The organism is Pseudomonas sp. W3I7 (assembly GCF_030816095.1).
GTDB lineage: Bacteria > Pseudomonadota > Gammaproteobacteria > Pseudomonadales > Pseudomonadaceae > Aquipseudomonas > Aquipseudomonas salomonii.
The window spans coordinates 6,491,699-6,514,305 of sequence record NZ_JAUSXP010000001.1 but is presented as its reverse complement, the minus strand read 5'-3'; the positions used below and the strand labels follow the sequence as shown (position 1 = coordinate 6,514,305).

21 protein-coding genes are annotated in these 22,607 nt (G+C 60.9%); 8 read left to right on the top strand and 13 right to left on the bottom strand.

Annotated features, from left to right (window positions below; all coding sequences use genetic code 11):
• Window positions 1-1,404 carry a NorM family multidrug efflux MATE transporter gene (locus tag QF043_RS29735; protein ID WP_307421179.1) on the top strand — a complete coding sequence of 468 codons (1,404 nt, stop codon included), beginning with the start codon at window positions 1-3 and terminating at the stop codon, window positions 1,402-1,404.
• 129 nt (window positions 1,405-1,533) lie between these two features.
• Here the strand turns inward: QF043_RS29735 and QF043_RS29730 are convergent, their stop codons facing one another.
• Complete coding sequence (locus QF043_RS29730; protein WP_307421178.1) at window positions 1,534-3,198, bottom strand: bifunctional diguanylate cyclase/phosphodiesterase; 1,665 nt, start codon at window positions 3,196-3,198, stop codon at window positions 1,534-1,536.
• 256 nt (window positions 3,199-3,454) lie between these two features.
• Between QF043_RS29730 and rep the strand changes: the two genes are divergently transcribed.
• Window positions 3,455-5,464 carry a DNA helicase Rep gene (rep, locus tag QF043_RS29725; protein ID WP_056860818.1) on the top strand — a complete coding sequence of 670 codons (2,010 nt, stop codon included), beginning with the start codon at window positions 3,455-3,457 and terminating at the stop codon, window positions 5,462-5,464.
• A 58-nt stretch (window positions 5,465-5,522) separates the two neighbouring features.
• Window positions 5,523-6,095 (top strand): xanthine phosphoribosyltransferase, encoded by a 573-nt coding sequence (locus tag QF043_RS29720; protein WP_053258645.1) that lies wholly within the window; start codon window positions 5,523-5,525, stop codon window positions 6,093-6,095.
• A 132-nt stretch (window positions 6,096-6,227) separates the two neighbouring features.
• Here the strand turns inward: QF043_RS29720 and QF043_RS29715 are convergent, their stop codons facing one another.
• From QF043_RS29715 to dadA, 6 genes are all read right to left on the bottom strand, one after another.
• Window positions 6,228-8,150 (bottom strand): acetyl-CoA hydrolase/transferase C-terminal domain-containing protein, encoded by a 1,923-nt coding sequence (locus tag QF043_RS29715; RefSeq protein WP_307421177.1) that lies wholly within the window; start codon window positions 8,148-8,150, stop codon window positions 6,228-6,230.
• A gap of 133 nt (window positions 8,151-8,283) precedes the next feature.
• On the bottom strand, window positions 8,284-8,700 hold the full coding sequence (locus QF043_RS29710; protein ID WP_099488297.1) for a cytochrome c5 family protein: 417 nt from the start codon (window positions 8,698-8,700) through the stop codon (window positions 8,284-8,286).
• Window positions 8,701-8,881: 181 nt separating this feature from the next.
• Window positions 8,882-9,430, bottom strand: a complete 549-nt coding sequence (locus QF043_RS29705; RefSeq protein WP_017135864.1) for a cupin domain-containing protein — start codon at window positions 9,428-9,430, stop codon at window positions 8,882-8,884.
• Between the two features lie 116 nt (window positions 9,431-9,546).
• On the bottom strand, window positions 9,547-10,620 hold the full coding sequence (gene alr / locus QF043_RS29700; RefSeq protein ID WP_307421176.1) for an alanine racemase: 1,074 nt from the start codon (window positions 10,618-10,620) through the stop codon (window positions 9,547-9,549).
• Window positions 10,621-10,699: 79 nt separating this feature from the next.
• Entirely contained in the window at window positions 10,700-11,053 is a 354-nt protein-coding gene (locus QF043_RS29695) for a RidA family protein (RefSeq protein ID WP_056860823.1), read from the bottom strand.
• Window positions 11,025-12,329 (bottom strand): D-amino acid dehydrogenase, encoded by a 1,305-nt coding sequence (dadA, locus tag QF043_RS29690; protein ID WP_017135861.1) that lies wholly within the window; start codon window positions 12,327-12,329, stop codon window positions 11,025-11,027. Before dadA ends, QF043_RS29695 begins: the two co-directional genes overlap by 29 nt.
• Before the next feature lie 156 nt (window positions 12,330-12,485).
• On the opposite strand from dadA, the gene QF043_RS29685 reads away from it, so the two are divergent.
• A complete protein-coding gene (locus QF043_RS29685) occupies window positions 12,486-12,974 on the top strand; it encodes an Lrp/AsnC ligand binding domain-containing protein (protein WP_003176896.1) in 489 nt (162 codons plus the stop codon).
• Between the two features lie 127 nt (window positions 12,975-13,101).
• On the opposite strand, the gene QF043_RS29680 is transcribed toward QF043_RS29685, so the two are convergent.
• Window positions 13,102-13,455: a YkgJ family cysteine cluster protein gene (locus QF043_RS29680; protein WP_017135860.1), complete on the bottom strand. Its 354-nt coding sequence runs from the start codon at window positions 13,453-13,455 to the stop codon at window positions 13,102-13,104.
• A gap of 114 nt (window positions 13,456-13,569) precedes the next feature.
• On the opposite strand from QF043_RS29680, the gene QF043_RS29675 reads away from it, so the two are divergent.
• Window positions 13,570-14,862 carry an FAD-binding oxidoreductase gene (locus tag QF043_RS29675; RefSeq protein ID WP_307421175.1) on the top strand — a complete coding sequence of 431 codons (1,293 nt, stop codon included), beginning with the start codon at window positions 13,570-13,572 and terminating at the stop codon, window positions 14,860-14,862.
• Here QF043_RS29675 and QF043_RS29670 read toward each other — a convergent pair whose 3' ends face one another.
• Window positions 14,863-15,087, bottom strand: coding sequence for a DUF1127 domain-containing protein (locus tag QF043_RS29670; RefSeq protein WP_307421548.1), 225 nt, complete (start codon window positions 15,085-15,087; stop codon window positions 14,863-14,865).
• 166 nt (window positions 15,088-15,253) lie between these two features.
• On the opposite strand from QF043_RS29670, the gene QF043_RS29665 reads away from it, so the two are divergent.
• Window positions 15,254-16,678, top strand: coding sequence for a PLP-dependent aminotransferase family protein (locus QF043_RS29665; protein ID WP_099550264.1), 1,425 nt, complete (start codon window positions 15,254-15,256; stop codon window positions 16,676-16,678).
• Between the two features lie 61 nt (window positions 16,679-16,739).
• Window positions 16,740-18,308: a phospholipase D family protein gene (locus tag QF043_RS29660; protein ID WP_305456622.1), complete on the top strand. Its 1,569-nt coding sequence runs from the start codon at window positions 16,740-16,742 to the stop codon at window positions 18,306-18,308.
• Between the two features lie 126 nt (window positions 18,309-18,434).
• On the opposite strand, the gene QF043_RS29655 is transcribed toward QF043_RS29660, so the two are convergent.
• A complete protein-coding gene (locus QF043_RS29655) occupies window positions 18,435-19,577 on the bottom strand; it encodes an MFS transporter (protein ID WP_307421174.1) in 1,143 nt (380 codons plus the stop codon).
• A gap of 180 nt (window positions 19,578-19,757) precedes the next feature.
• The gene (locus QF043_RS29650; RefSeq protein WP_307421173.1) at window positions 19,758-21,251 is read right to left on the bottom strand and encodes an aldehyde dehydrogenase; all 1,494 of its coding nucleotides are present in this window, start codon (window positions 21,249-21,251) and stop codon (window positions 19,758-19,760) included.
• A gap of 230 nt (window positions 21,252-21,481) precedes the next feature.
• Here QF043_RS29650 and QF043_RS29645 point away from each other — a divergent pair, with 230 nt between their 5' ends.
• On the top strand, window positions 21,482-21,844 hold the full coding sequence (locus QF043_RS29645; RefSeq protein ID WP_307421172.1) for a cupin domain-containing protein: 363 nt from the start codon (window positions 21,482-21,484) through the stop codon (window positions 21,842-21,844).
• A gap of 71 nt (window positions 21,845-21,915) precedes the next feature.
• Here QF043_RS29645 and rpmG read toward each other — a convergent pair whose 3' ends face one another.
• The gene (gene rpmG / locus QF043_RS29640) at window positions 21,916-22,071 is read right to left on the bottom strand and encodes a 50S ribosomal protein L33 (RefSeq protein ID WP_003176906.1); all 156 of its coding nucleotides are present in this window, start codon (window positions 22,069-22,071) and stop codon (window positions 21,916-21,918) included.
• An 11-nt stretch (window positions 22,072-22,082) separates the two neighbouring features.
• Window positions 22,083-22,316 carry a 50S ribosomal protein L28 gene (gene rpmB / locus QF043_RS29635; protein WP_003176907.1) on the bottom strand — a complete coding sequence of 78 codons (234 nt, stop codon included), beginning with the start codon at window positions 22,314-22,316 and terminating at the stop codon, window positions 22,083-22,085.
• Window positions 22,317-22,607 lie beyond the last annotated feature (291 nt).

Here is a 22,607-nt window from a genome sequence, read left to right as displayed (position 1 = left end):
ATGATCATGCAACATCCGGTGCGTACTGAACTCTGGGCCATTCTGCGGCTGTCAGGGCCGTTGATTGCCTCACAGTTGGCGCACATGCTGATGGTGCTGACCGACACCCTGATGATGGCCCGCCTGAGCCCCGAAGCCCTGGCCGGTGGTGGCCTGGGCGCGGCGAGTTATTCCTTCGTGGCGATTTTCTGTATCGGCGTGATTGCCGCCGTCGGCACGCTGGTCGCCATCCGCCATGGTGCCGGTGACATCGAAGGCGCCACGCGCCTGACCCAGGCCGGCCTCTGGCTCGCCTGGCTGATGGCGTTGGTGGCCGGTTTGCTGCTGTGGAACCTCAAGCCGGTGCTGCTGATGTTTGGCCAGACCGAAACCAACGTGCAGGCGGCGGGGCAATTCTTGACCATCCTGCCGTTTGCCCTGCCCGGCTACCTGAGCTTCATGGCGTTGCGCGGCTTTACCAGCGCCATCGGCAAGGCGACACCGGTGATGGTGATCAGCCTGGGCGGCACCGTCATTAACTACCTGCTCAACCACGCGCTGATCGAGGGCATGTTCGGTCTGCCGAAGCTCGGCTTGATGGGCATCGGCCTGGTCACAGCGATCGTCGCCAACTGCATGGCCCTGGCGTTGATGTGGTACATCCGCAGCAACCGCGCTTACGCCGCCTACCCGCTCGGCACGGGCCTGTTGCGCCTTAACACGCAGTATCTGCGTGAGCTGTGGCGCCTGGGCCTGCCAATTGGCGGCACCTACGCGGTGGAGGTCGGCTTGTTCGCCTTCGCGGCGCTGTGCATGGGCACCATGGGCAGTACGCAATTGGCAGCGCATCAGATTGCCCTGCAAATCGTTTCGGTGGCGTTCATGGTGCCGGCGGGGATGTCCTACGCGATCACCATGCGCATCGGCCAGCATTACGGCGCCGGGAAATTACTGCAGGCTCGCATGGCCGGGCGGGTCGGGATCGGTTTTGGCGCATTGGTGATGTTGGGATTTGCCGTTGTGCTGTGGCTGTTTTCCGATGCGCTTATCGGGCTGTTTCTGGACCATAACGACCCGGCTTTCCACGACGTCATCGTGCTGGCGGTCAGCCTGCTGGCCGTGGCGGCGTGGTTTGAGTTGTTCGACGGCGTGCAGACCATTGCCATGGGCTGTATTCGCGGGCTGAAGGACGCCAAGACCACCTTCCTGGTCGGGCTGGGTTGCTATTGGCTGATCGGCGCACCGTCTGCCTGGTTGATGGCCTTCACCCTGGGCTGGGGGCCAACGGGCGTGTGGTGGGGGTTGGCGCTTGGGCTGGCGTGTGCGGCCGTCAGCCTGACGTGGGCGTTTGAGGCGAAGATGAAGCGGATGATTCGGCAGGAGCCTGAAGTGCGCACGCAATTTCAAGTCATGCAGCCAGACTGAAGCATGTACTCGGTCAATGTGGGAGCTGGCTTGCCTGCGATGGCGGTGTGTCAGGTGCCAAATTGGCTGGCTGGCCTACCGCTATCGCAGGCAAGCCAGCTCCCACATTTTTGATGGGGTTTACAACCATCAGCCCAGCAAAGCCTGCTGGCTATTGCCGAACGTCAAATACTCCACCAACTCGGGCAACGGCAACGGCTTGCTGATCAGGTAACCCTGGGCCTGATCACACCCAAACAGGCGCAACAACGCCAGCTGTTCAGGAGTTTCCACGCCCTCGGCAACCACTTCCAGGTTGAGGTTGTGGGCCAGGTTGATCATGGCGTGCACCAGCTTGCGGTTTTCTTCACGCTCTTCCATGCCGCCGACGAAGCTCTTGTCGATCTTCAGCAAGGCAATCGGCAGGCTGTTGAGGTGCACGAACGAGGAAAAACCGGTGCCGAAATCGTCCAGGGAAAACCGCACACCCAGGCGGCCAAGGGCGTCCATGGTCTGCTTGACCAGGTCACTGCGGCGCATCACGGCGGTTTCGGTCAGCTCGAACTCCAGCCACTGCGCCTCCACGCCACGCTCGGTAATCAGCCGGCTCAACGTGGAAAGCAGCTGGCTGTCCTGGAATTGGCGAAACGACAGGTTGACCGCCATGTGCAACGGCGGCAGGCCGCGTTCGCGCAGGTCTTGCATGTCGCGCAGGGCGCGGGAGATCACCCAGTAACCCAGCGGCACAATCAGGCCACTCTGTTCGGCCAAGGGCACGAACTCGCTGGGCGGCAACAGGCCACGCTCGCCGTGGCGCCAGCGCACCAAAGCTTCCAGGCCGACGATATGCCCGTCGTCCAGGTCCAGGCGCGGCTGGTAGTGCAGCTCCAGTTCGTCGCGGCGCAACGCACGGCGCAGTTCACTCTCCAGGTCGGCCAGGCTGCGGGCGTTGCGGTTGATGCGTTCATTGAAGATATGAAAGGTGCAGCCCTGAGTACTTTTGGCCTGCTGCATGGCGATGTGCGCGTGCCACATCAGCGGGTCGGCCCCGGCGCGGGCACGGGCGTGTGCCACGCCCAGGCTGCAGCCGATCAGCAGGCTTTCGCCATCCACCCAATACGGTTCGGCCATGGCTTCGGTAATGCGCTCAGCCATCCACTCGGCGCGCTGGGGTGCACGGCGGGTGTCGATCAACAGGGCGAATTCGTCGCTGCCCAGGCGCGCCAGTTGGTCGCCGGCTTCGAGCCGGCTCTTGAGCCGCGAGACCACTTGCAGGATCAAGCGATCGCCGGCCTGATGGCCCAAGGCGTCATTGGCGTGACGGAAGTTGTCGAGGTCCAGATGGCCGAGGGCCAGGCCACGGCCTTCGTTTTCGGCCAGGCGCGCCGCCAGCAAGGTCTGGAAACCCTGGCGGTTGGCGATACCGGTGAGCGGGTCCTGTTCGGCCAGGCGCTGCAGAGTGTTTTCCAGCACGCCGCGCTCACGCACGTGGCGCAGGCAGCGGCGCAAGGTATCGGTATCCAATGCACCAAGGACCAGCCAATCGCTCACGCCCAGCGGTGCAACCAGCGGTTCCTGCTCCAGCAGCAATATGCACGGCAGGCTGCAACGGCCTGGGCCGGGTTGCAGGCTGGGTGTGGTCAATAACACGGCACTGTGGTCGTCATCGAACAGACGACTCACCGAGTCCCAGTTGGGCGCGCTGACCAGCACAGCCCCATCGCCCATCGGCGCCAGGCACTCGCGCAACAACGCTGCCCACGCTGGCTCATCGGCCAGTAGCAGCAAACGCAAGGGTTCGACAGGCGTAGACAAGCTAGCTCCCTAGACTCTGCAAAATTGTGTTGGCGGCGGGCATTATGACGTGCTGCCTGATAATCACCAATGATAGGGGTTATCAAATACGACAGCTGCAAGCATTCGTCGTACAAGTGCCCACATCCTGCGGCAAAGTATCAAAACCGGCAAATTTAGATCGAGTGGTACGTCACACCGTCGTTCTAAAGCAGCAGAATCTTGCCAGCCTGTTAAAATGCCCGCCTTTTTGAACAACGACTCCTGAATTTTCTGTATGTCCCGACTCAATCCCCGGCAGCAAGAAGCCGTGAACTACGTCGGCGGCCCTCTATTGGTGCTCGCCGGTGCTGGCTCCGGCAAGACCAGCGTGATCACCCGCAAGATCGCGCACCTGATCCAGAACTGCGGCATCCGTGCCCAGTACATCGTCGCCATGACCTTTACCAACAAGGCCGCGCGCGAAATGAAGGAACGTGTCGGCACGCTGCTCAAGGGCGGCGAAGGCCGTGGCCTCACGGTGTGTACCTTCCACAACCTGGGTTTGAACATTATCCGCAAGGAGCATGCGCGCCTGGGCTACAAGCCGGGTTTCTCGATCTTCGACGAGACCGATGTGAAGTCGCTGATGACCGACATCATGCAAAAGGAGTACGCAGGCGACGACGGCGTGGATGAGATCAAGAACATGATCGGCGCCTGGAAAAACGACCTGATCCTGCCGCCCCAGGCCCTGGAAAACGCGCGCAACCCCAAGGAGCAGACCGCCGCCATCGTCTACACCCACTACCAGCGCACGCTCAAGGCGTTCAACGCGGTGGACTTCGACGACCTGATTCTGCTGCCGGTAAAGCTGTTCGAGGAACACGCCGACATCCTCGAAAAATGGCAGAACAAGGTCCGCTACCTGCTGGTGGACGAATACCAGGACACCAACGCCAGCCAATACCTGCTGGTGAAAATGCTCATCGGCACGCGTAACCAGTTCACCGTGGTAGGCGACGACGACCAGTCGATCTACGCCTGGCGTGGCGCGCGCCCGGAAAACCTGATGTTGCTCAAGGACGACTACCCGTCCCTGAAAGTGGTGATGCTGGAACAGAACTACCGCTCCACCAGCCGTATCCTGCGTTGCGCCAACGTGCTTATTTCCAACAACCCCCACGAGTTTGAAAAACAACTGTGGAGCGAGATGGGTCACGGCGACGAGATCCGCGTGATCCGCTGCCGCAACGAAGACGCCGAAGCCGAGCGCGTGGCCGTGGAAATCCTCAGCCTGCACCTGCGCACCGACCGGCCTTACAGCGATTTCGCCATCCTGTACCGAGGCAACTACCAGGCCAAGCTGATCGAGTTGAAACTGCAGCACCACCAGGTGCCGTATCGCCTGTCGGGCGGCAACAGCTTTTTCGGACGCCAGGAAGTAAAAGACCTGATGGCCTACTTCCGGCTGATCGTGAACCCGGATGACGACAACGCCTTTCTGCGCGTGATCAACGTGCCGCGTCGGGAAATCGGTTCGACGACCCTGGAAAAGCTCGGCAACTACGCCACCGAACGCAAGATTTCGATGTACGCCGCCACCGATGAAATCGGCCTGGGCGAGCACCTGGACACGCGCTTCACCGATCGCCTGTCGCGCTTCAAGCGCTTCATGGACAAAGTGCGCGAGCAATGCGCCGGCGAAGACCCGATCAGCGCCCTGCGCAGCATGGTCATGGACATCGACTATGAAAACTGGCTGCGCACCAACAGTTCCAGCGACAAGGCTGCGGATTACCGCATGGGCAACGTCTGGTTCCTGATCGAAGCGTTGAAAAACACGCTGGAGAAGGACGAAGAAGGCGAGATGACCGTCGAAGACGCCATCGGCAAGCTGGTGTTGCGCGACATGCTTGAGCGCCAGCAGGAAGAAGAAGACGGCGCCGAAGGTGTGCAGATGATGACCTTGCACGCGTCCAAAGGCCTGGAATTCCCTTACGTGTTCATCATGGGCATGGAAGAGGAAATCCTCCCGCACCGTTCCAGCATTGAAGCCGACACCATCGAGGAGGAACGGCGCCTGGCCTACGTGGGCATTACCCGCGCACGTCAGACACTGGCCTTCACCTTCGCCGCCAAGCGCAAGCAATACGGCGAGATCATCGATTGTGCCCCCAGCCGGTTCCTGGATGAACTGCCGCCGGACGATCTGGCCTGGGAAGGCAATGACGACACCCCGACCGAGGTGAAGGCCGTTCGCGGCAACACCGCCTTGGCGGACATACGCGCGATGTTAAAGCGCTAGAATCGACTACTTTTTAATCTACTTTCGGCGCACACCGCGCCATTAGAGGAAGCTTTCCGTGGAAGCACTGCACAAGAAAATTCGCGAAGAAGGCATCGTGCTTTCCGATCAGGTCCTCAAGGTTGACGCCTTTTTGAACCACCAGATCGACCCGGCGCTGATGAAGTTGATCGGCGACGAATTCGCCGCGCGGTTCAAAGACTCGGGCATCACCAAGATCGTCACCATCGAAGCGTCGGGTATTGCACCGGCGATCATGACCGGCCTGAACCTTGGCGTGCCGGTGATCTTCGCCCGCAAGCAACAGTCCCTGACGCTGACCGAAAACCTGCTGTCGGCGACGGTGTATTCCTTCACCAAGAAGGTCGAAAGCACCGTGGCGATTTCCCCACGTCACCTGACCAGCAGCGACCGCGTGCTGGTAATCGATGACTTTTTGGCCAACGGCAAGGCGTCCCAGGCGCTGATTTCGATCATCAAGCAAGCCGGCGCGACCGTTGCAGGCTTGGGGATTGTGATCGAGAAGTCGTTCCAGGGTGGCCGTGCGGAACTGGATGCGCAGGGTTATCGGGTTGAGTCGCTGGCACGGGTGAAGTCGTTGGCCGGTGGCGTCGTCACCTTCATCGAGTAATCACTGCCTGAACTCGATTAAAAATGTGGGAGCTGGCTTGCCTGCGATGAGGGCCTGACAGTCGACAACTCTGTCGACTGACACTCCGCTATCGCAGGCAAGCCAGCTCCCACATTTGATTTTTGGTGCCTGTCAGTGCGCGGTGGCTTGGAGGCCGGCGAGCAGCAAGCGTTGGTATAAATCCTCTTTCAACCCCTCCGGCTGATCCAGCCGCATGCGCTTCAAATGCTCGGGAAACGCCTCCGGCTCCGGCGCATCCAGTGCCGCCCGGCCCAATTCCAGAATCTCCGTCAGCTTGAATTTGCTCTTGAGCCAGTTAAGGGCGCGCAATAGGTCCCGTTCCTCATCGGTAAAATCAGTGCCCAACGGATATTCCGGGAACAACCGGCGATGCCGCGCCTGAATGCCCTTGAGCCGCTCCGGCGTATTGTCGGCAAAACGGGGGTCCAGTTCGAAGTCCTTGGGCAGTTTGCCGGCCTTTTGCGCCTGTTCGATCAGGTCACTCTGGAAGCGCGAGTCGGTGATCTGGAGCAGCGCCTCGATCACCTTGGCATCGGTCTGACCACGCAAATCGGCAATGCCGTATTCGGTAATGACGATATCCCGCAGGTGCCGTGGGATAGTGCAGTGGCCGTACTCCCAGACGATATTGGAACTGACTTCGCCCGCCGACTCGCGCCAGCTGCGCAGAATCAGGATCGAACGCGCGCCCTCCAACGCATGGCCTTGCGCAACGAAGTTGTACTGCCCGCCCACGCCGCTGAGTACGCGGCCGTCTTCAAGCTGGTCGGCCACGCCTGCTCCGAGCAACGTCACCGTGATCGCGCTGTTGATAAAGCGCGCATCCAGGCGTTGCAGACGCTTGAGTTCCTCCTGCCCGTACAGCTCATTGATGTAGCTGATGCCGGTCATGTTGAATTCGAGACGTTTGGCGTGAGTCATTTCCTGCAAACGCTGGTAAAAGCTGCGCGGCCCGAGGAAGAAACCGCCGTGAATGGAAACGCCGTCGGGCTGCGCGGCGTCATCCAGGGTGCCAGCGTTGGCCTGCTGCTGGGTCGTCACATCCGGGTAGACCTTGCGCCGAATAATCCCGGCGTCGGCCAGCACCAGCAGGCCATTGACGAACATTTCGCTGCACCCATAAAGGCCGCGGGCAAAGGGCTCGACACCGCCTTCGCGGCTGATTAACGGCGCCCACTGATACACATCCAAGTCAGTCAGCAATAAGCGGTAGGCTTCGTTATCGGCCTGGCGCGCCAGCAAGGCGGCGGTCAGCGCATCGCCCATCGAGCCAATGCCAATCTGCAACGTGCCGCCATCGCGCACCAGGGTGCTGGCATGCAAGCCGATAAAGTGGTCTTGAAAGCCGACCGGCATGTTCGGTGTGGAGAACAGCGTGGTGCTGTCCTTCTCGTCGATCAGGTAATCGAAGGCGTCCATACCCAGTTCGGCATCGCCGGGCATATAGGGCAAATCGCTGTGAACCTGGCCGACGACAAGGATGGTTTCGCCTGCTTCGCGGCGCTTGGCGATCATCGGCAGCAGGTCGAGGGTGATATCGGGGTTGCAGCTCAGGCTCAGCCGGTCGGGGTGTTCAGCGCTGCTGGCGACCAATTGCGCCACCAGGTTCAAGCCGGCGGCGTTGATATCGCGGGCGGCGTGGCTGTAGTTGCTGCTAACGTAGTCCTGCTGCGCCGACGTACTGTGCAGCAGGCTGCCGGGCTGCATGAAGAACTGCTGCACGCGGATGTTCCTTGGCAGGCTGTCCTTGTGCAAATCCGCTAGAAAGTCCAGCTCGGGATAATCACCAAACACCCGCTCGATAAAGGGTTCGAGAAAGCGCTTCTGCAACCCGTCACCCATGGTCGGGCGGCCCAGGGCGAGTGCGGTGTAAATCGTCAGCTCGCGCTCCGGCAGCTTGGCGATACGCCGGTACAACGCGTTGACGAACACGTTGGGCTTGCCCAGGCCCAGCGGCATGCCGATGTGGATATGCGCCGGCAAGCGCGCCAGTACGTCGTCAACTGCTTGCTCGATTGAACACAACTGCACCATCCGACCCTCCTGAACATTCCGTGATTAGGGGTTGGACCGAGCTTGCCGGGTCTTTGCTGCAATGAACAGCGTAGAAGTACAAATCGCAGGCACAAAAAAGCCGCTGGTAAGCGGCTTTTTGGCGAAGATCGGTTTATTTCAAACCCGACATCTTCTCGATTGCACCCTTGAGTTCGGCATCCGAGCAATCGGCGCAGGTACCTTTAGGCGGCATGGCATTCAGGCCGGTGATGGCCTTGGCCAGCAGGCCATCGAGGCCGCCTTGATGATCGGCGCGGTCTTTCCAGGCTGCGGTGTCACCGATTTTTGGTGCACCCAGCAAACCGGTGCCGTGGCATGCATTGCAGTGCTTGGCAATCACGTCATCCGGTGTCTTCGCGCCACCGCCGCCGCCCGCAGCCACGGCAACTTCCATCCCTTTGCATTCCTGGCCCTGGACACACACCTGGCCGACAGGCTCCAGGCGCTTGGCAATCTCATCATTGGTCGCAGCTTGAGCGCTGACAGCCCATAGGGCCAGTACGGTTGCTGGTGCAGCCAGCATTTTCATAATTAGGTTCACGCGTTCACCCTCAATGGTGGCTATTCACGCCTGCGGCCACGGTTTCGCAGGCGGCGAAAGTATAACGGTTAGCCCGTCAGGCCGAAACAACCCTATTAAATAAAGGGAGATTCGGCTCCACGGTTACAGCGACGGGTGTGTCTGCAACGCTGGCAGCACGCCTCTTCTGTCAAAAGTTCGCAGGTGTGGCTGCGCTGATTAGTCGCGCCGGCACATCGAACGGGTTGCGAAAACGATGCGGCTTGGTGCTTTCAAAGTAGTAGCTATCGCCGGCTTCGAGCACAAAAGTTTCAAGACCGACCACCAATTCCAAACGACCTTCCACCAGAATCCCGGTTTCTTCGCCTTCGTGGGTGAGCATTTCTTCGCCCGTATCGGCGCCAGGCGGGTAGATCTCGTTAAGAAACGCAATCGCCCGGCTGGGGTGCGCGCGCCCGACGAGTTTCATGGTGACGGCACCGTCCGAGATGTCGATCAGCTCATTGGCTTTATAGACGATCTGCGTCGGTTTTTCCTGGAGGATCTCCTCGGAAAAGAACTCGACCATGGACATGGGGATGCCGCCCAGCACCTTGCGCAAGGAGCTGATCGAGGGGCTGACACTGTTTTTTTCGATCATCGAAATGGTGCTGTTGGTGACACCCGCGCGCTTGGCGAGCTCACGCTGGGAAAGACCTTTGAGTTTACGGATGGATTGCAGTCGTTCGCCGACGTCCAATGCAGGAGCCTCCTAGGATTCAGGCTTTGTTGTAGTTGAGCGTTATCATGGCGACAGCGTTCAGTATTTACAACACTTGGGCCTAAATCCCGGCAAGCTCTGCTCGTAGGCGCCGCTTAAGCCCTGGAATAGAGCCTTGGCACGCGGCGCAGGTTGCAAAAAATCTGGTAGGGGATGGTCTCGGCAGCCGCCGCGACGTCACTGGCAAGGATATTTTTGCCCCACAGCTCCACGGTGGAACCAAGCCCGGCCTGGGGCACGTCGGTGAGGTCAACGCAGAGCATGTCCATGGACACACGGCCCAGCAACTGGCTGCGCTGGCCTGCCACCAGCACGGGCGTGCCGGTCGGTGCATGGCGCGGGTAGCCGTCGGCATAGCCCATGGCAACCACGCCGACGCGCATCGGTTTTGGCGTGATGAACTTGGCGCCGTAACCGATCGGCTCACCGGCCGGCAGTTCACGCACGCAGATGACTTTCGATTCCAGGGTCATCACCGGCTGCAAACGCGCGGCAATGGCCTGGTCCTCACCAAACGGCGTGGCGCCATAAAGCATGATGCCTGGGCGCACCCAGTCGCTGGACATAGTCGGCCAGCCCATCACCGACGGCGAATTGCGCAGGCTCACTTCGGCCGACAAACCTTGGCGTGCCGCTTCAAACACCGCCACTTGCTCATCACTGCGCACGCAATCGAGCTCATCGGCGCGGGCGAAGTGGCTCATCAGTACGATCTTGGCCACTTTGCCGCTGGCCAGCAGGCGCTGGTACGCCTCATGGTAATCCTTGGGGTGCAGGCCCACGCGGTGCATACCCGAGTCGAGCTTGAGCCAAATGGTCAGCGGCTTGCTCAGCCGGGCTTGCTCGATGGCTTCCAACTGCCACAACGAATGCACCACGCACCAAAAATCATGCTCGATGATCAGCGGCAGTTCGTCGGCTTCGAAAAAACCTTCCAGCAGCAATACCGGCGCACGAATCCCGGCAGCCCGCAGCTCCAATGCCTCCTCGATGCACGCCACCGCAAACCCATCCGCCTCGCCTTCCAGCGCCTGGGCCACACGTACGGCACCATGGCCATAGGCATCCGCCTTGACCACGGCGAGGGCTTTGGCCCCCGTGACTTCACGGGCCAGTTGGTAGTTGTGGCGCAGGGCTTGGAGGTCGATCAGGGCACGGGCAGGACGCATGGCGGCAGGCTTCTAGGCGGTAATGTGAAGAAAAACCGGCGCCGACCAACGACGTCGGCGCCGGGAGAGGGATCTTGGTTTAAGGCAGCGCCGCCACGACGGACAGCTCTACCAGAATTTCCGGTTCGCACAGCTTGGCCTCAACCGTCGCACGGGCCGGGGCCACGCCTTTAGGCAACCACTTGTCCCACACCGCGTTCATGCCGGCGAAATCGGCATCGATGTCTTTGAGGTAGATCGTCACCGACAGCAACTTGGTTTTGTCGGTGCCGGCCAGGTCCAGCAAACGCTCGATATTGGCCAGGGTTTCGCGGGTTTGCTGTTCAATCCCGGCATTCATGTCGTCGCCGACTTGTCCTGCCAGATACACGGTACCGCTGTGAACAACGACCTGGCTCATGCGCTCATTGGTGAGCTGGCGCTGGATTGACATGTTTTGCGGACTCCTGGTGGTTGCTGCCGTAACGGGAAATATCGAGACCTTCGGCGCTGATCTGCGGCGTTTTTTTCGCCATCAGGTCAGCCAGCAAACGGCCAGAGCCGCACGCCATGGTCCATCCAAGGGTGCCGTGGCCGGTGTTCAGGAACAGGTTCTTGAACGGGGTGGCACCGACAATCGGCGTGCCGTCGGGTGTGGTCGGGCGCAGGCCGGTCCAGAAAGTGGCTTCGGTCAAATCGCCGCCCTGAGGATAAAGGTCGTTGACGATCATCTCCAGGGTTTCACGTCGACGCGGGTTCAGCGACAGGTCAAAACCGGCTATTTCAGCCATGCCACCGACGCGAATGCGGTTGTCGAAACGGGTGATCGCGACCTTGTAGGTCTCATCCAGAATGGTCGAAGTCGGCGCCATCGCCGGGTTGGTGATCGGCACGGTCAGCGAGTAACCCTTCAGCGGGTACACCGGCGCCTTGATCCCCAGCGGCTTGAGCAGCTTGGGCGAGTAACTGCCCAGGGCCAGCACGTAGCGGTCGGCGGTTTCCAGCTTGCCATCGATCCACACGCCATTGACGCGATCACCGGCGTAGTCGAGGCGCTGGATGTCCTGTTCGAAACGGAATTCCACGCCCAACTGCTTGCACATGTCCACCAGACGCGTGGTGAACATCTGGCAGTCGCCGGTCTGGTCGTTGGGCAGGCGCAGGGCGCCGGCGAGGATATCGGTGACGCTGGCCAGGGCTGGCTCAACGCGGGCAATGCCGGCGCGGTCGAGCAGCTCGAACGGCACGCCGGATTCTTTCAACACGGCAATGTCTTTGGCCGCGCCATCCAACTGAGCCTGGGTGCGGAACAACTGAGTAGTGCCGAGGCTGCGGCCTTCGTAGGCAATACCGGTTTCTGCACGCAATTCGTCGAGGCAATCACGGCTGTACTCGGACAGGCGCACCATGCGCTCTTTGTTCACCGCGTAACGGCTCTGGGTGCAGTTGCGCAGCATCTGCGCCATCCACAGGTACTGATCGATATCGGCAGTGGCCTTGATCGCCAGTGGCGCGTGGCGTTGCAGTAACCACTTGATGGCCTTGAGCGGCACGCCCGGTGCGGCCCATGGCGAGGCATAACCCGGCGACACCTGGCCTGCGTTGGCGAAACTGGTTTCCATGGCAGCGGCGGGCTGACGGTCGACCACAACCACTTCAAAGCCGGCCCGCGCCAAATAGTAGGCACTGGTCACCCCAATGACGCCGCTACCCAAGACCAGAACGCGCATTTTTATATCCTCATCACGGGCTTAGCCGCTGACGTGTGTTATTCGAGCAATGATGGGCGCAGTGTAAAAAACAATGACCAGTGCATTTCACTATATAAATGCCTATATTTGGCGACAATTCTCGGCAAAAACCCTTTTCACAGAGGCGTATCCCCTATGCGTACCAACACCCAGACCAAGCGGGAGCTGGACAAGATCGACCGCAATATCCTGCGCATCCTGCAAACCGATGGGCGTATTTCGTTCACGGAGCTGGGGGAAAAGGTCGGGCTGTCGACCACGCCGTGCACCGAGCGGGTCCGCCGCCTGGAGCGCGAAGGGATCATCATGGGCTACAACGCGCGGCTCAACCCGCAGCATTTGAAGGGGAGTTTGCTGGTATTTGTCGAGATCAGCCTGGATTACAAGTCGGGCGACACCTTTGAGGAATTCCGCCGCGCCGTGCTGAAGCTGCCCCATGTGCTGGAGTGCCACTTGGTGTCAGGCGACTTCGACTACCTGGTGAAGGCGCGGATCTCCGAGATGGCCTCGTACCGCAAATTGCTCGGCGATATCTTGCTCAAACTGCCGCATGTGCGCGAGTCCAAGAGCTATATCGTGATGGAAGAGGTGAAAGAGAGCCTTAACCTGCCGATCCCGGATTAACTGACACGATGTGGTCAATGTGGGAGCTGGCTTGCCTGCGATAGCGGTGTGCCAGGAAACATCATTCTGACTGAACCACCGCTATCGCAGGCAAGCCAGCTCCCACATTTTTGATCCGGTACATCCGTCAGACCAGTACTTGCCGGGTGCTCGCCATGTACTCATGGATCTGTTTTTCCACCCGCGGGTGAATCAATTCCACCGGCCGCCGCCCATTGGGGCACGGCAAGGTCTTGGTAGTGCCAAACAGCCGGCAGATCAGCGGCCGCTCGTCATACACGGTGCAGCCGTTCGGCCCCAGGTGCACGCAGTTCAGCTCGTCCATGGCCGCTTCCTGCTCGGCGGCAGTCTTGCGTGGCAGGCGCGACATTTCCTCGGGCGAGGTAGTCACCGGCCCACAGCAGTCGTGGCAGCCGGGGACGCACTCGAACGAAGGGATCTGCCTGCGCAGCGCGCTGATTTTCTGGCTGTTGCAACTCATCGAAACACTTACCGAACGGCGAATAGGCGTGGATTCTGACGCAAAACGTGCTGCGCAGACAGCTTCGTCCGACCGCTGTATCCTGCGTCAAATTTTCCAAACAGGGATGCTCCCATGACCGCCAGCGCCCGGCACACCGCTTCCTACTACGCCGCCAGCAGCGTTTCACAGCCCGACTACCCGGCGTTGATGGGCGAAGTGCGCGCCGATGTGTGCGTGATTGGAGGCGGCTATTCCGGCATAAACACAGCCCTGGAGCTGGCCGAACGCGGCTTTAGCGTGGTGCTGCTGGAAGCGCGCAAGCTCGGCTGGGGCGCCAGCGGCCGCAACGGCGGGCAGTTGATTCGCGGCGTCGGCCACGGCCTGGAGCAGTTCAGCAACGTGATCGGCAGCGACGGCGTGCGCCAGATGAAGCTGATGGGCCTGGAAGCCGTCGAGATCGTGCGCGAGCGGGTCGAGCGCTATCAGATCCCCTGCGACCTGACCTGGGGTTACTGCGACCTCGCCAACAAACCCCGCGACCTGATCGGCCTGGCCGAAGACGCCGAAGAACTGCGCAACCTCGGTTATCGCCATGAAGTGCGTCTGCTGCAAGCCACCGAGATGAGCAGCGTGATCGGCTCCGAGCGCTATGTAGGCGGCATGATCGACATGGGTTCCGGCCATTTGCACCCGCTGAACCTGGCCCTCGGCGAAGCCGCCGCCGCGCAGCAGCTGGGCGTGAAGCTGTTTGAGCAGTCCGAAGTGACGCGCATCGACTACGGCCCTGAGGTCAATGTGCACACCGCCAATGGCAACGTGCGCGCCAACACCCTGGTGCTGGCCTGCAACGCCTACCTCAACGGCCTGAACCCACAATTGAGCGGTAAGGTATTGCCCGCCGGCAGCTACATCATCGCCACCGAACCTTTGAGCGAGGCCCAGGCCGCCAGCCTGCTGCCGCAGAACATGGCGGTGTGCGATCAACGTGTGACCGTGGATTACTTCCGCCTGTCCGCCGACCGCCGCCTGCTGTTCGGCGGAGCCTGCCACTATTCCGGCCGCGACCCGCAGGACATCGGCGCCTACATGCGCCCCAAAATGCTCAAGGTGTTCCCGCAACTGGCGGACGTGAAGATCGACTACCAATGGGGTGGCATGATCGGCATCGGCGCCAACCGCCTGCCGCAGATCGGCCGGCTGGCCGATCATCCCAATGTGTATTACGCCCAGGCATACGCCGGCCACGGCCTCAACGCCACCCACCTGGCAGGCAAGCTGCTGGCCGAAGCCATCAGCGGCCAACAGCAGGGGCGTTTTGATTTGTTCGCCCAGGTGCCGCACATCACCTTCCCCGGCGGCAAACATCTGCGCTCGCCGCTGTTGGCGCTGGGGATGCTCTGGCACCGCTTCAAAGAACTGCTCTGATCAGTCGCGCCAGAACGGCTTCATGCCTTCCCGGCGCGCCTGTTCGGCGGTCAACCCGACGTCACGCAGTTGCTCACCGGTCAGGTGCAGCAAGGCTTTGCGCGTGTGGCGGCGGTGCCAGAACAGACTCCAGCGGCTGATATCGCGCGGCGCCTTCGCCCGCTCCTGCCCCGCCTGCAATTCCTGACTGTGTAACATCAGCCGCACATCGCTCATGCCGTTCATCGTGTTGCCCCTCATCTGCCTGTTGCCATGAGTGACTAGGATGGGCGCGCGGGCAAAACCATTACAGATTCAACTCACCTTTATTAAATCCATACAGATACTGCCCATGAAAGGCTGAATCCTGTATTTTGCGCCTATCTGTACTGGTTCCCTCGGAGCGATCACCATGACCCTCTACGTCAACCTCGCCGAATTACTGGGCACGCGCATCGAGCAGGGCTTCTATCGCCCCGGCGACCGCTTGCCGTCCGTGCGGGCCTTGAGTGTGGAGCACGGGGTGAGCCTGAGCACCGTGCAACAAGCCTATCGCTTGCTTGAAGACAACGGCCTGGCAATGCCAAAGCCCAAGTCGGGCTACTTTGTGCCGGTCGGGCGCGAGTTGCCGGCGCTGCCGGAAATCGGCCGCCCGGCACAGCGCCCGGTGGAAATCTCGCAGTGGGACCAGGTGCTGGAACTGATTCGCGCCGTGCCGCGCAAAGACGTCATACAGATGGGCCGCGGCATGCCGGATGTACTGTCGCCGACCATGAAACCCCTGCTGCGCAGCCTGGCCCGCGTGAGCCGACGCCAGGATCTGCCGGGCCTGTATTACGACAATATCCTTGGCTGTATGGAGTTGCGTGAGCAGATCGCCCGACTGTCTCTGGATTCCGGCTGTCAGCTGACTGCCGAAGATATCGTGATCACCACCGGCTGCCATGAGGCGCTGTCCGCCAGCATCCACGCGATTTGCGAGCCTGGGGATATCGTCGCAGTCGACTCGCCAAGCTTTCACGGCGCCATGCAGACCCTCAAAGGCCTGGGCATGAAGGCGCTGGAAATCCCCACCGACCCCATCACCGGCATCAGCCTTGAAGCGCTGGAGCTGGCGCTGGAACAGTGGCCGATCAAGGTCATCCAGCTGACGCCCAACTGCAATAACCCGTTGGGCTACATCATGCCCGAGGCACGCAAACGCGCACTGCTGACCCTGGCCCAGCGCTTTGACGTGGCGATTATTGAAGACGATGTGTATGGCGAATTGGCCTACAGCTACCCGCGCCCGCGCACGATCAAATCCTTCGACGAAGATGGCCGTGTGCTGCTGTGCAGCTCGTTCTCGAAAACCCTGGCGCCCGGCCTGCGCATCGGCTGGGTGGCGCCAGGGCGCTATCTGGAACGGGTGCTGCACATGAAATACATCAGCACCGGTTCCACGGCGACGCAACCGCAGATCGCCATCGCCGAGTTTCTCAAAAACGGCCACTTCGAGCCGCATTTGCGGCGGATGCGCACCCAATACCAGCGTAATCGCGACTTGATGCTCGATTGGGTCAGCCGCTACTTTCCGGCCGGCACCCGTGCCAGTCGGCCCCAGGGCAGCTTCATGCTGTGGATAGAACTGCCGGAAGGCTTTGATACCTTGAAACTCAACCGCGTGCTGGTGGAACAAGGCGTACAGGTGGCAGTGGGCAGCATCTTTTCCGCCTCCGGCAAATACCGTAATTGCCTGCGCATGAACTACGCTGCCAAGCCAACGCCGCAGATCGAAGAGGCAGTGCGCAAGGTGGGGGCCGCCGCGATGAAGATGCTCGCCGAGGTGACCGACTGACCTTTCCCCGCAATCTGCCGTCATATCCCACAACCGCCCCGACCTGGAAGCAGTGCCCTTGATGATTCGACGGCTTTTACCGTTTTTGCTGCTGGGCGCCCTGACGCTGAGTGGCTGCGCCACGGTCGATGCACCGCGCATCCCCAGCGACGCCCTGCCTGCGGCGCAATCCTCGTTCGGCCGCTCGATCCAGGCCCAGGCGGCGCCGTACCAGGGTCGCTCGGGCTTTCGCCTGCTGCCCAACAGCAGCGAAGCCTTCATGGCCCGTGCCGAGCTGATCCGCAATGCCCAGAGTAGCCTCGACCTGCAGTACTACATCGTGCACGACGGCATCAGCACGCGCATGCTCGTGGATGAACTGCTCAAAGCCGCCGACCGTGGCGTGCGCATCCGCATCCTGCTGGACGACACCACCAGCGACGGCCTCGATCAGGTTATCGCCACCCTCGCCGCCCACCCGCAGATCCAGATTCGCCTGTTCAACCCGCTGCACCTGGGCCGCAGCACCGGCGTGACGCGGGCGATGGGCCGGCTGTTCAACCTGTCGCTGCAACACCGGCGCATGCACAACAAGCTGTGGCTGGCGGATAACAGTGTGGCCATTGTTGGCGGGCGCAACCTGGGCGATGAGTATTTCGATGCCGAGCCCAACCTCAACTTCACCGATATCGACATGCTCAGCGTCGGCCCGGTGGCCGAGCAGCTCGGGCACAGCTTTGATCAGTACTGGAACAGCGCACTGAGCAAACCCATCGACGATTTCGTCTCAAGCACCCCATCCAGGGGCGACCTGAACGCCGCACGCGCACGCCTGCAAGATTCGCTGGCCGAGTCGCGCCAGCAGAATCACGCCCTCTACAACCGCTTGCGCACCTACCAGACACAACCGCGCATGGACATCTGGCGCCGCGAGCTGATCTGGGCCTGGAACCAGGCGCTATGGGATGCGCCGAGCAAAGTGCTGGCCAAGGCTGACCCCGACCCACGCTTGCTGTTGACCACCCAACTGGCACCAGAGCTGGAGGGCGTCAGCCATGAGCTGATGATGATTTCGGCGTATTTCGTGCCGGGGCAACCCGGGCTGGTGTACCTGACCGGTCGCGCCGATGCGGGCGTATCAGTCAGCCTGCTGACCAATTCCCTCGAAGCCACCGACGTACCCGCCGTGCACGGCGGCTATGCGCCCTATCGCAAGGCGTTGCTGGAGCACGGCGTAAAACTCTACGAGCTGCGCCGCCAACCGGGCGATGCGGGCGGTGGCAGTGGCCCGCACCTGTTTCGCCGAGGCGCCTTCCACGGCTCGGACTCCAGCCTGCACAGCAAGGCGATGATCTTTGATCGGCACAAGTCGTTTATCGGCTCGTTCAACTTCGACCCGCGCTCGGTGCTGTGGAACACCGAAGTCGGGGTGCTGGTGGACAGCCCCGAGCTGGCGGAACACGTGCGCAACCTGGCGCTGCAAGGCATGGCGCCAGCATTGAGCTATGAGGCGAAACTGCAGAATGGCCAGGTGGTGTGGGTGACCGAGGATAACGGCCAACTGCACACCCTGACACGGGAGCCGGGCAGTTGGTGGCGCAGGTTTAATGCGTGGTTCGCCACCAGTGTTGGCCTGGAGCGCATGCTGTAAGAACGTCATAGAACTACTGTGGGAGCCGGGCTTGCCCGCGATGGCGGAGTGTCAGGTACTTATGGGCAAGCTGGCACACCGCTATCGCAGGCAAGCCAGCTCCCACAGTTGATTGCATTTCAAGGTTTAAGCAGGCTGTGCGGTACCGAATGCGCCCTGGCGCAGCAGCAACACCACCAGCCCCAGCGCCCCGGCTGCCATCAACAACGGCAGCGCGTGCCCGCTGATCCATTGGCTGCCCGCCCCGGCTACCAGCGGACCGATCAGGCAACCGATGCCCCACAGCTGCGCCACGTGGGCATTGGCGCGCACCAGCGCGTCGTCGCGATAACGCTCACCGATCAGGATCAGCGACAAGGTGAACAACCCACCGGCGCTGGCGCCAAAGATCACCCATACCGGCCAGATCAACTGCGTATGCAGCAGCAATGGAATCGCCAGGCTTGAGGCCAGCAACAACACCGCGCAGCTCAAGAACAAGGTGCGACGTGGCAGGTAGTCGGCCAAAGCGCCAATGGGCAATTGCAACAGCGCATCACCGACCACCACGGTGCTGACCATGGCCAAGGCAATCTCGGCGGTGAAACCCTGCTGCAGGCAATACACCGGCAGCAGCGTCAGAATCATCGCCTCGAACGCGGCGAACAAGGCCACCGCCCAGGCAATTGCCGGCAAAGTCAGGCAGAAACGCCACAGGTCACTGAAGGTCACGCTGAAGGACTCGGCGGTTGGAGCGCCGGAACGCCCCAGCAGCAACAGCGGGGCGACCACCAACAAGCCAACGCCCACCCAGAAACCATAGTCATGGTCAGTGCCGAGTACGCCCAGCAGCAGCGGGCCCGACAGCTGGCTCAAGGCATAGCTGCAGCCGTACAGCGCGACCAGGCGGCCACGCCATTGCTCGACCACCAACTGGTTGATCCAGCTTTCACCCAGGATAAACACGATGGTCAGGATCACGCCGATCATCAGCCGCAGCACCAGCCACACCGGGTAGCTTGGCAGTATTGCCAGCAAACCGATCGAGATGGCACCGGCCCATAGGCACAGACGCATCAGGTTGGCAGTGCCCAGCCACGAGGCCATCCGGCTGGAGACCTTCGCGCCGAGCAGTACGCCAAAAGCCGGCATAGCGGCCATCACGCCAATGGCGAAGCTGCCATAACCCCAGCCTTCGAGGCGCAGGGACACGAGCGGCATGCTGACGCCCAGGGCCAGGCCGACGCTGAGGACAGAGGCCAGCACGGCGAAATAAGTCGCCCAACGCATTTCCACGCTCCTGTGGATAATTATCAAGACCCTGCAAAACAGTGTGGGAGCAGGCTTATGTGGGAGCCGGGCTTGCCCGCGATGCAGGCACCTCGGTGTGTCAGCCACACCTTGGTGATGCTATCGCCGGCAAGCCAGCTCCCACACAAACCGGCTCCCACATTTGACCTGCGGTGTTGCTTACAGCTTGATCCAGGTCGATTTCAGCTCGGTGTACTTGTCGAACGCGTGCAGCGACTTGTCGCGACCGTTACCCGACTGTTTGAAACCACCAAAGGGTGCAGTCATGTCGCCGCCGTCGTATTGGTTGACCCACACGCTACCGGCACGCAAGGCCTTGGCAGTCAGGTGCGCCTTGGAGATATCGGCGGTCCACACGGCTGCGGCCAGGCCATAAACGGTGTCGTTGGCAATGGCGACCGCTTCTTCGGCGCTGTCGAAAGTGATCACCGACAGCACTGGGCCGAAGATTTCTTCCTGAGCGATCTTCATGGCGTTGGTCACGCCGTCGAAAATCGTCGGCTCCACATAGGTGCCACCGGTTTCTTGCAGGGTGCGCTTGCCGCCCGCCACCAGCTTGGCGCCGTCGGCATGGCCTGCTTCGATGTACGACAGCACGGTGTTCATCTGCTGGGTGTCCACCAGAGCACCGACGTTGGTCGCCGGGTCCAGCGGGTTGCCTGGCTTCCAGCCCTTGAGAGCCTCGATCACCAGCGGCAGGAATTTATCCTTGATGGAGCGCTCGACCAGCAGGCGCGAGCCGGCGGTGCAGACTTCGCCCTGGTTGAAGGCGATGGCGCCAGCGGCAGATTCGGCGGCGGCTTGCAGGTCCGGCGCATCGGCAAACACGATATTCGGGCTCTTGCCGCCCGCTTCCAGCCATACACGCTTCATGTTCGACTCGCCGGAGCGGATCAACAGTTGTTTGGCGATTTTTGTGGAACCGGTAAACACCAGGGTGTCGACGTCCATGTGCAGCGCCAGCGCGTTGCCCACGGTGTGACCGTAGCCCGGCAGCACGTTCAACACGCCTTTTGGAATGCCGGCTTCAACCGCCAGGGCCGCGATGCGGATGGCCGTCAGTGGGGATTTTTCGGACGGCTTGAGGATCACCGAGTTACCGGTGGACAGCGCAGGGCCGAGTTTCCAGCACGCCATCATCAGCGGGAAGTTCCACGGCACGATGGCACCCACTACGCCGACCGGCTCGCGAGTCACCAGGCCCAGCTGGTTGTGCGGGGTGGCGGCGACTTCGTCGTAAATCTTGTCGATCGCCTCGCCGCTCCAGCTAAGGGCATTGGCGGCGCCCGGCACGTCAATTCCCAGGGAGTCGGAAATCGGCTTGCCCATGTCCAGGGTTTCGAGCAGCGCCAGCTCTTCGGCATTGGCGTTGAGCAGCGCGGCGAAACGGATCATGACGGCTTTGCGCTTGGCCGGCGCCAGGCGCGACCAGACACCGGAATTGAACGTCGCGCGGGCGTTTTCGACAGCGCGCTGGGCGTCGGCGACGTCACAGCTGGCAACGGTTGCCAGCAAGCGGCCATCGACCGGGCTGATGCATTCGAACGTGTCACCGGAAACAGCAGCGGTGTACTCACCATTGATGTAGGCGCGGCCTTCGATCTTCAGATCCTTGGCGCGTTGTTCCCAATCGGCACGGGTCAGGGTGGTCATGCGAGTGTCCTCCTCTTATTGAATACAAGGGCCAGGTGATGTCCCCCGGCAGCCTTAAAGAATTCTTGCCCGGCCAGCCTGCTGTTCGGCTCAAGGCAGCTGCCACCCTAAACCAGCGGCTGGGGGTGTTTCAATATATTTGACATAAGGGCGGCAAACGCCCTTGCGATGTTCATTTTAATAAACATAGACTTTGGGCTCTCCAACCGCAGGCCAGACGGGACACGCACATGAGCATCCAGGATATCGTCGACTTCAGCCAAGCCAACACCACCCCGGACCGCTACCGCCCGGCCGCCGAAAAAATTCTCAAGGGCGACCCCGAGCAGACCATTTATAACCACTACAACAGCCCGTGCGGCCAGATGAGCGCCGGCGTGTGGGAAGGTGAAGTCGGGCAGTGGAAGGTCAATTACAGCGAGCATGAGTATTGCGAGATTGTGCAGGGGGTTTCGGTACTGCGTGATGCCGATGGCAATGCCAAGACCTTGCGTGCCGGCGACCGTTTCGTGATTCCTGCCGGGTTCAGCGGCACCTGGGAAGTGCTGGAGCCGTGCCGCAAGATCTACGTGGTGTTCGAGCAGAAAGCCTGATCAGCACATTTCAGGCAAAAAAAAGCCCGTCTCGTGAGAGACGGGCTTTTTTTCACAAGGAAGAAAATCAATTACTTGATTTTGCCTTCTTTGTAGATCACGTGCTTGCGAACGCGCGGGTCGAACATTTTCTTTTCGAGCTTGTCCGGGGTAGTACGCTTGTTCTTGTCGGTAGTGTAGAAGTGACCAGTACCGGCGCTAGAGATCATTCGAATCAATTCACGCATGATAGAGCTCCTTAGATCTTGCCGGCGGCGCGGATTTCGGCCAGCACGACAGTGATGCCACGCTTGTCGATGATACGCATGCCTTTGGCAGATACACGCAGGCGAACAAAACGTTTCTCTTCTTCAACCCAGAAGCGGTGATGCTGCAGGTTCGGCAGGAAACGACGACGGGTTTTGTTATTTGCGTGGGAAATGTTATTCCCAGTCACCGGACCCTTACCGGTAACTTGACAGACTCTCGACATGCCTCAGCCCTCTAAAACCACATGCCCAACCCGGCATGGGTTGGCCGCTTAATCTCTCAGTCATTTGGCGCCAGGCGCCGCGTTTCTTTAAGGGTCTTACCGGCTACACCTACAGTGAAGGAACCGGGCCCCTAGAAAAGAGCGCTGCTTTATACCAGAAAGACCCCAATGCAACAACAGCCCGTGTGTTTTTACCGGCGTAAATCTTGGCAATAGACGCCCGAACCGTTGCCAGGAGGGGCCGCTGTAACAGCCGACCACTCGTCGCACAGAATGATTTACCGCGCCCGT

What these genes read in the sequence shown, in the direction of transcription:
- dadA (WP_017135861.1), bottom strand. Translation starts at nt 12,329, where the DNA reads ATGCGCGTTCTGGTCTTGGGTAGCGGCGTCATTGGGGTGACCAGTGCC.
- QF043_RS29715 (WP_307421177.1), bottom strand. Translation starts at nt 8,150, where the DNA reads ATGGTGCAGTTGTGTTCAATCGAGCAAGCAGTTGACGACGTACTGGCG.
- QF043_RS29735 (WP_307421179.1), top strand. Translation starts at nt 1, where the DNA reads ATGATCATGCAACATCCGGTGCGTACTGAACTCTGGGCCATTCTGCGG.
- QF043_RS29655 (WP_307421174.1), bottom strand. Translation starts at nt 19,577, where the DNA reads ATGCGTTGGGCGACTTATTTCGCCGTGCTGGCCTCTGTCCTCAGCGTC.
- QF043_RS29675 (WP_307421175.1), top strand. Translation starts at nt 13,570, where the DNA reads ATGACCGCCAGCGCCCGGCACACCGCTTCCTACTACGCCGCCAGCAGC.
- rpmG (WP_003176906.1), bottom strand. Translation starts at nt 22,071, where the DNA reads ATGCGTGAATTGATTCGAATGATCTCTAGCGCCGGTACTGGTCACTTC.
- rpmB (WP_003176907.1), bottom strand. Translation starts at nt 22,316, where the DNA reads ATGTCGAGAGTCTGTCAAGTTACCGGTAAGGGTCCGGTGACTGGGAAT.
- QF043_RS29665 (WP_099550264.1), top strand. Translation starts at nt 15,254, where the DNA reads ATGACCCTCTACGTCAACCTCGCCGAATTACTGGGCACGCGCATCGAG.
- QF043_RS29695 (WP_056860823.1), bottom strand. Translation starts at nt 11,053, where the DNA reads ATGTCAATCCAGCGCCAGCTCACCAATGAGCGCATGAGCCAGGTCGTT.
- QF043_RS29645 (WP_307421172.1), top strand. Translation starts at nt 21,482, where the DNA reads ATGAGCATCCAGGATATCGTCGACTTCAGCCAAGCCAACACCACCCCG.
- rep (WP_056860818.1), top strand. Translation starts at nt 3,455, where the DNA reads ATGTCCCGACTCAATCCCCGGCAGCAAGAAGCCGTGAACTACGTCGGC.
- QF043_RS29660 (WP_305456622.1), top strand. Translation starts at nt 16,740, where the DNA reads ATGATTCGACGGCTTTTACCGTTTTTGCTGCTGGGCGCCCTGACGCTG.
- QF043_RS29680 (WP_017135860.1), bottom strand. Translation starts at nt 13,455, where the DNA reads ATGAGTTGCAACAGCCAGAAAATCAGCGCGCTGCGCAGGCAGATCCCT.
- QF043_RS29670 (WP_307421548.1), bottom strand. Translation starts at nt 15,087, where the DNA reads ATGAACGGCATGAGCGATGTGCGGCTGATGTTACACAGTCAGGAATTG.
- alr (WP_307421176.1), bottom strand. Translation starts at nt 10,620, where the DNA reads ATGCGTCCTGCCCGTGCCCTGATCGACCTCCAAGCCCTGCGCCACAAC.
- QF043_RS29710 (WP_099488297.1), bottom strand. Translation starts at nt 8,700, where the DNA reads ATGAAAATGCTGGCTGCACCAGCAACCGTACTGGCCCTATGGGCTGTC.
- QF043_RS29685 (WP_003176896.1), top strand. Translation starts at nt 12,486, where the DNA reads ATGCGTACCAACACCCAGACCAAGCGGGAGCTGGACAAGATCGACCGC.
- QF043_RS29650 (WP_307421173.1), bottom strand. Translation starts at nt 21,251, where the DNA reads ATGACCACCCTGACCCGTGCCGATTGGGAACAACGCGCCAAGGATCTG.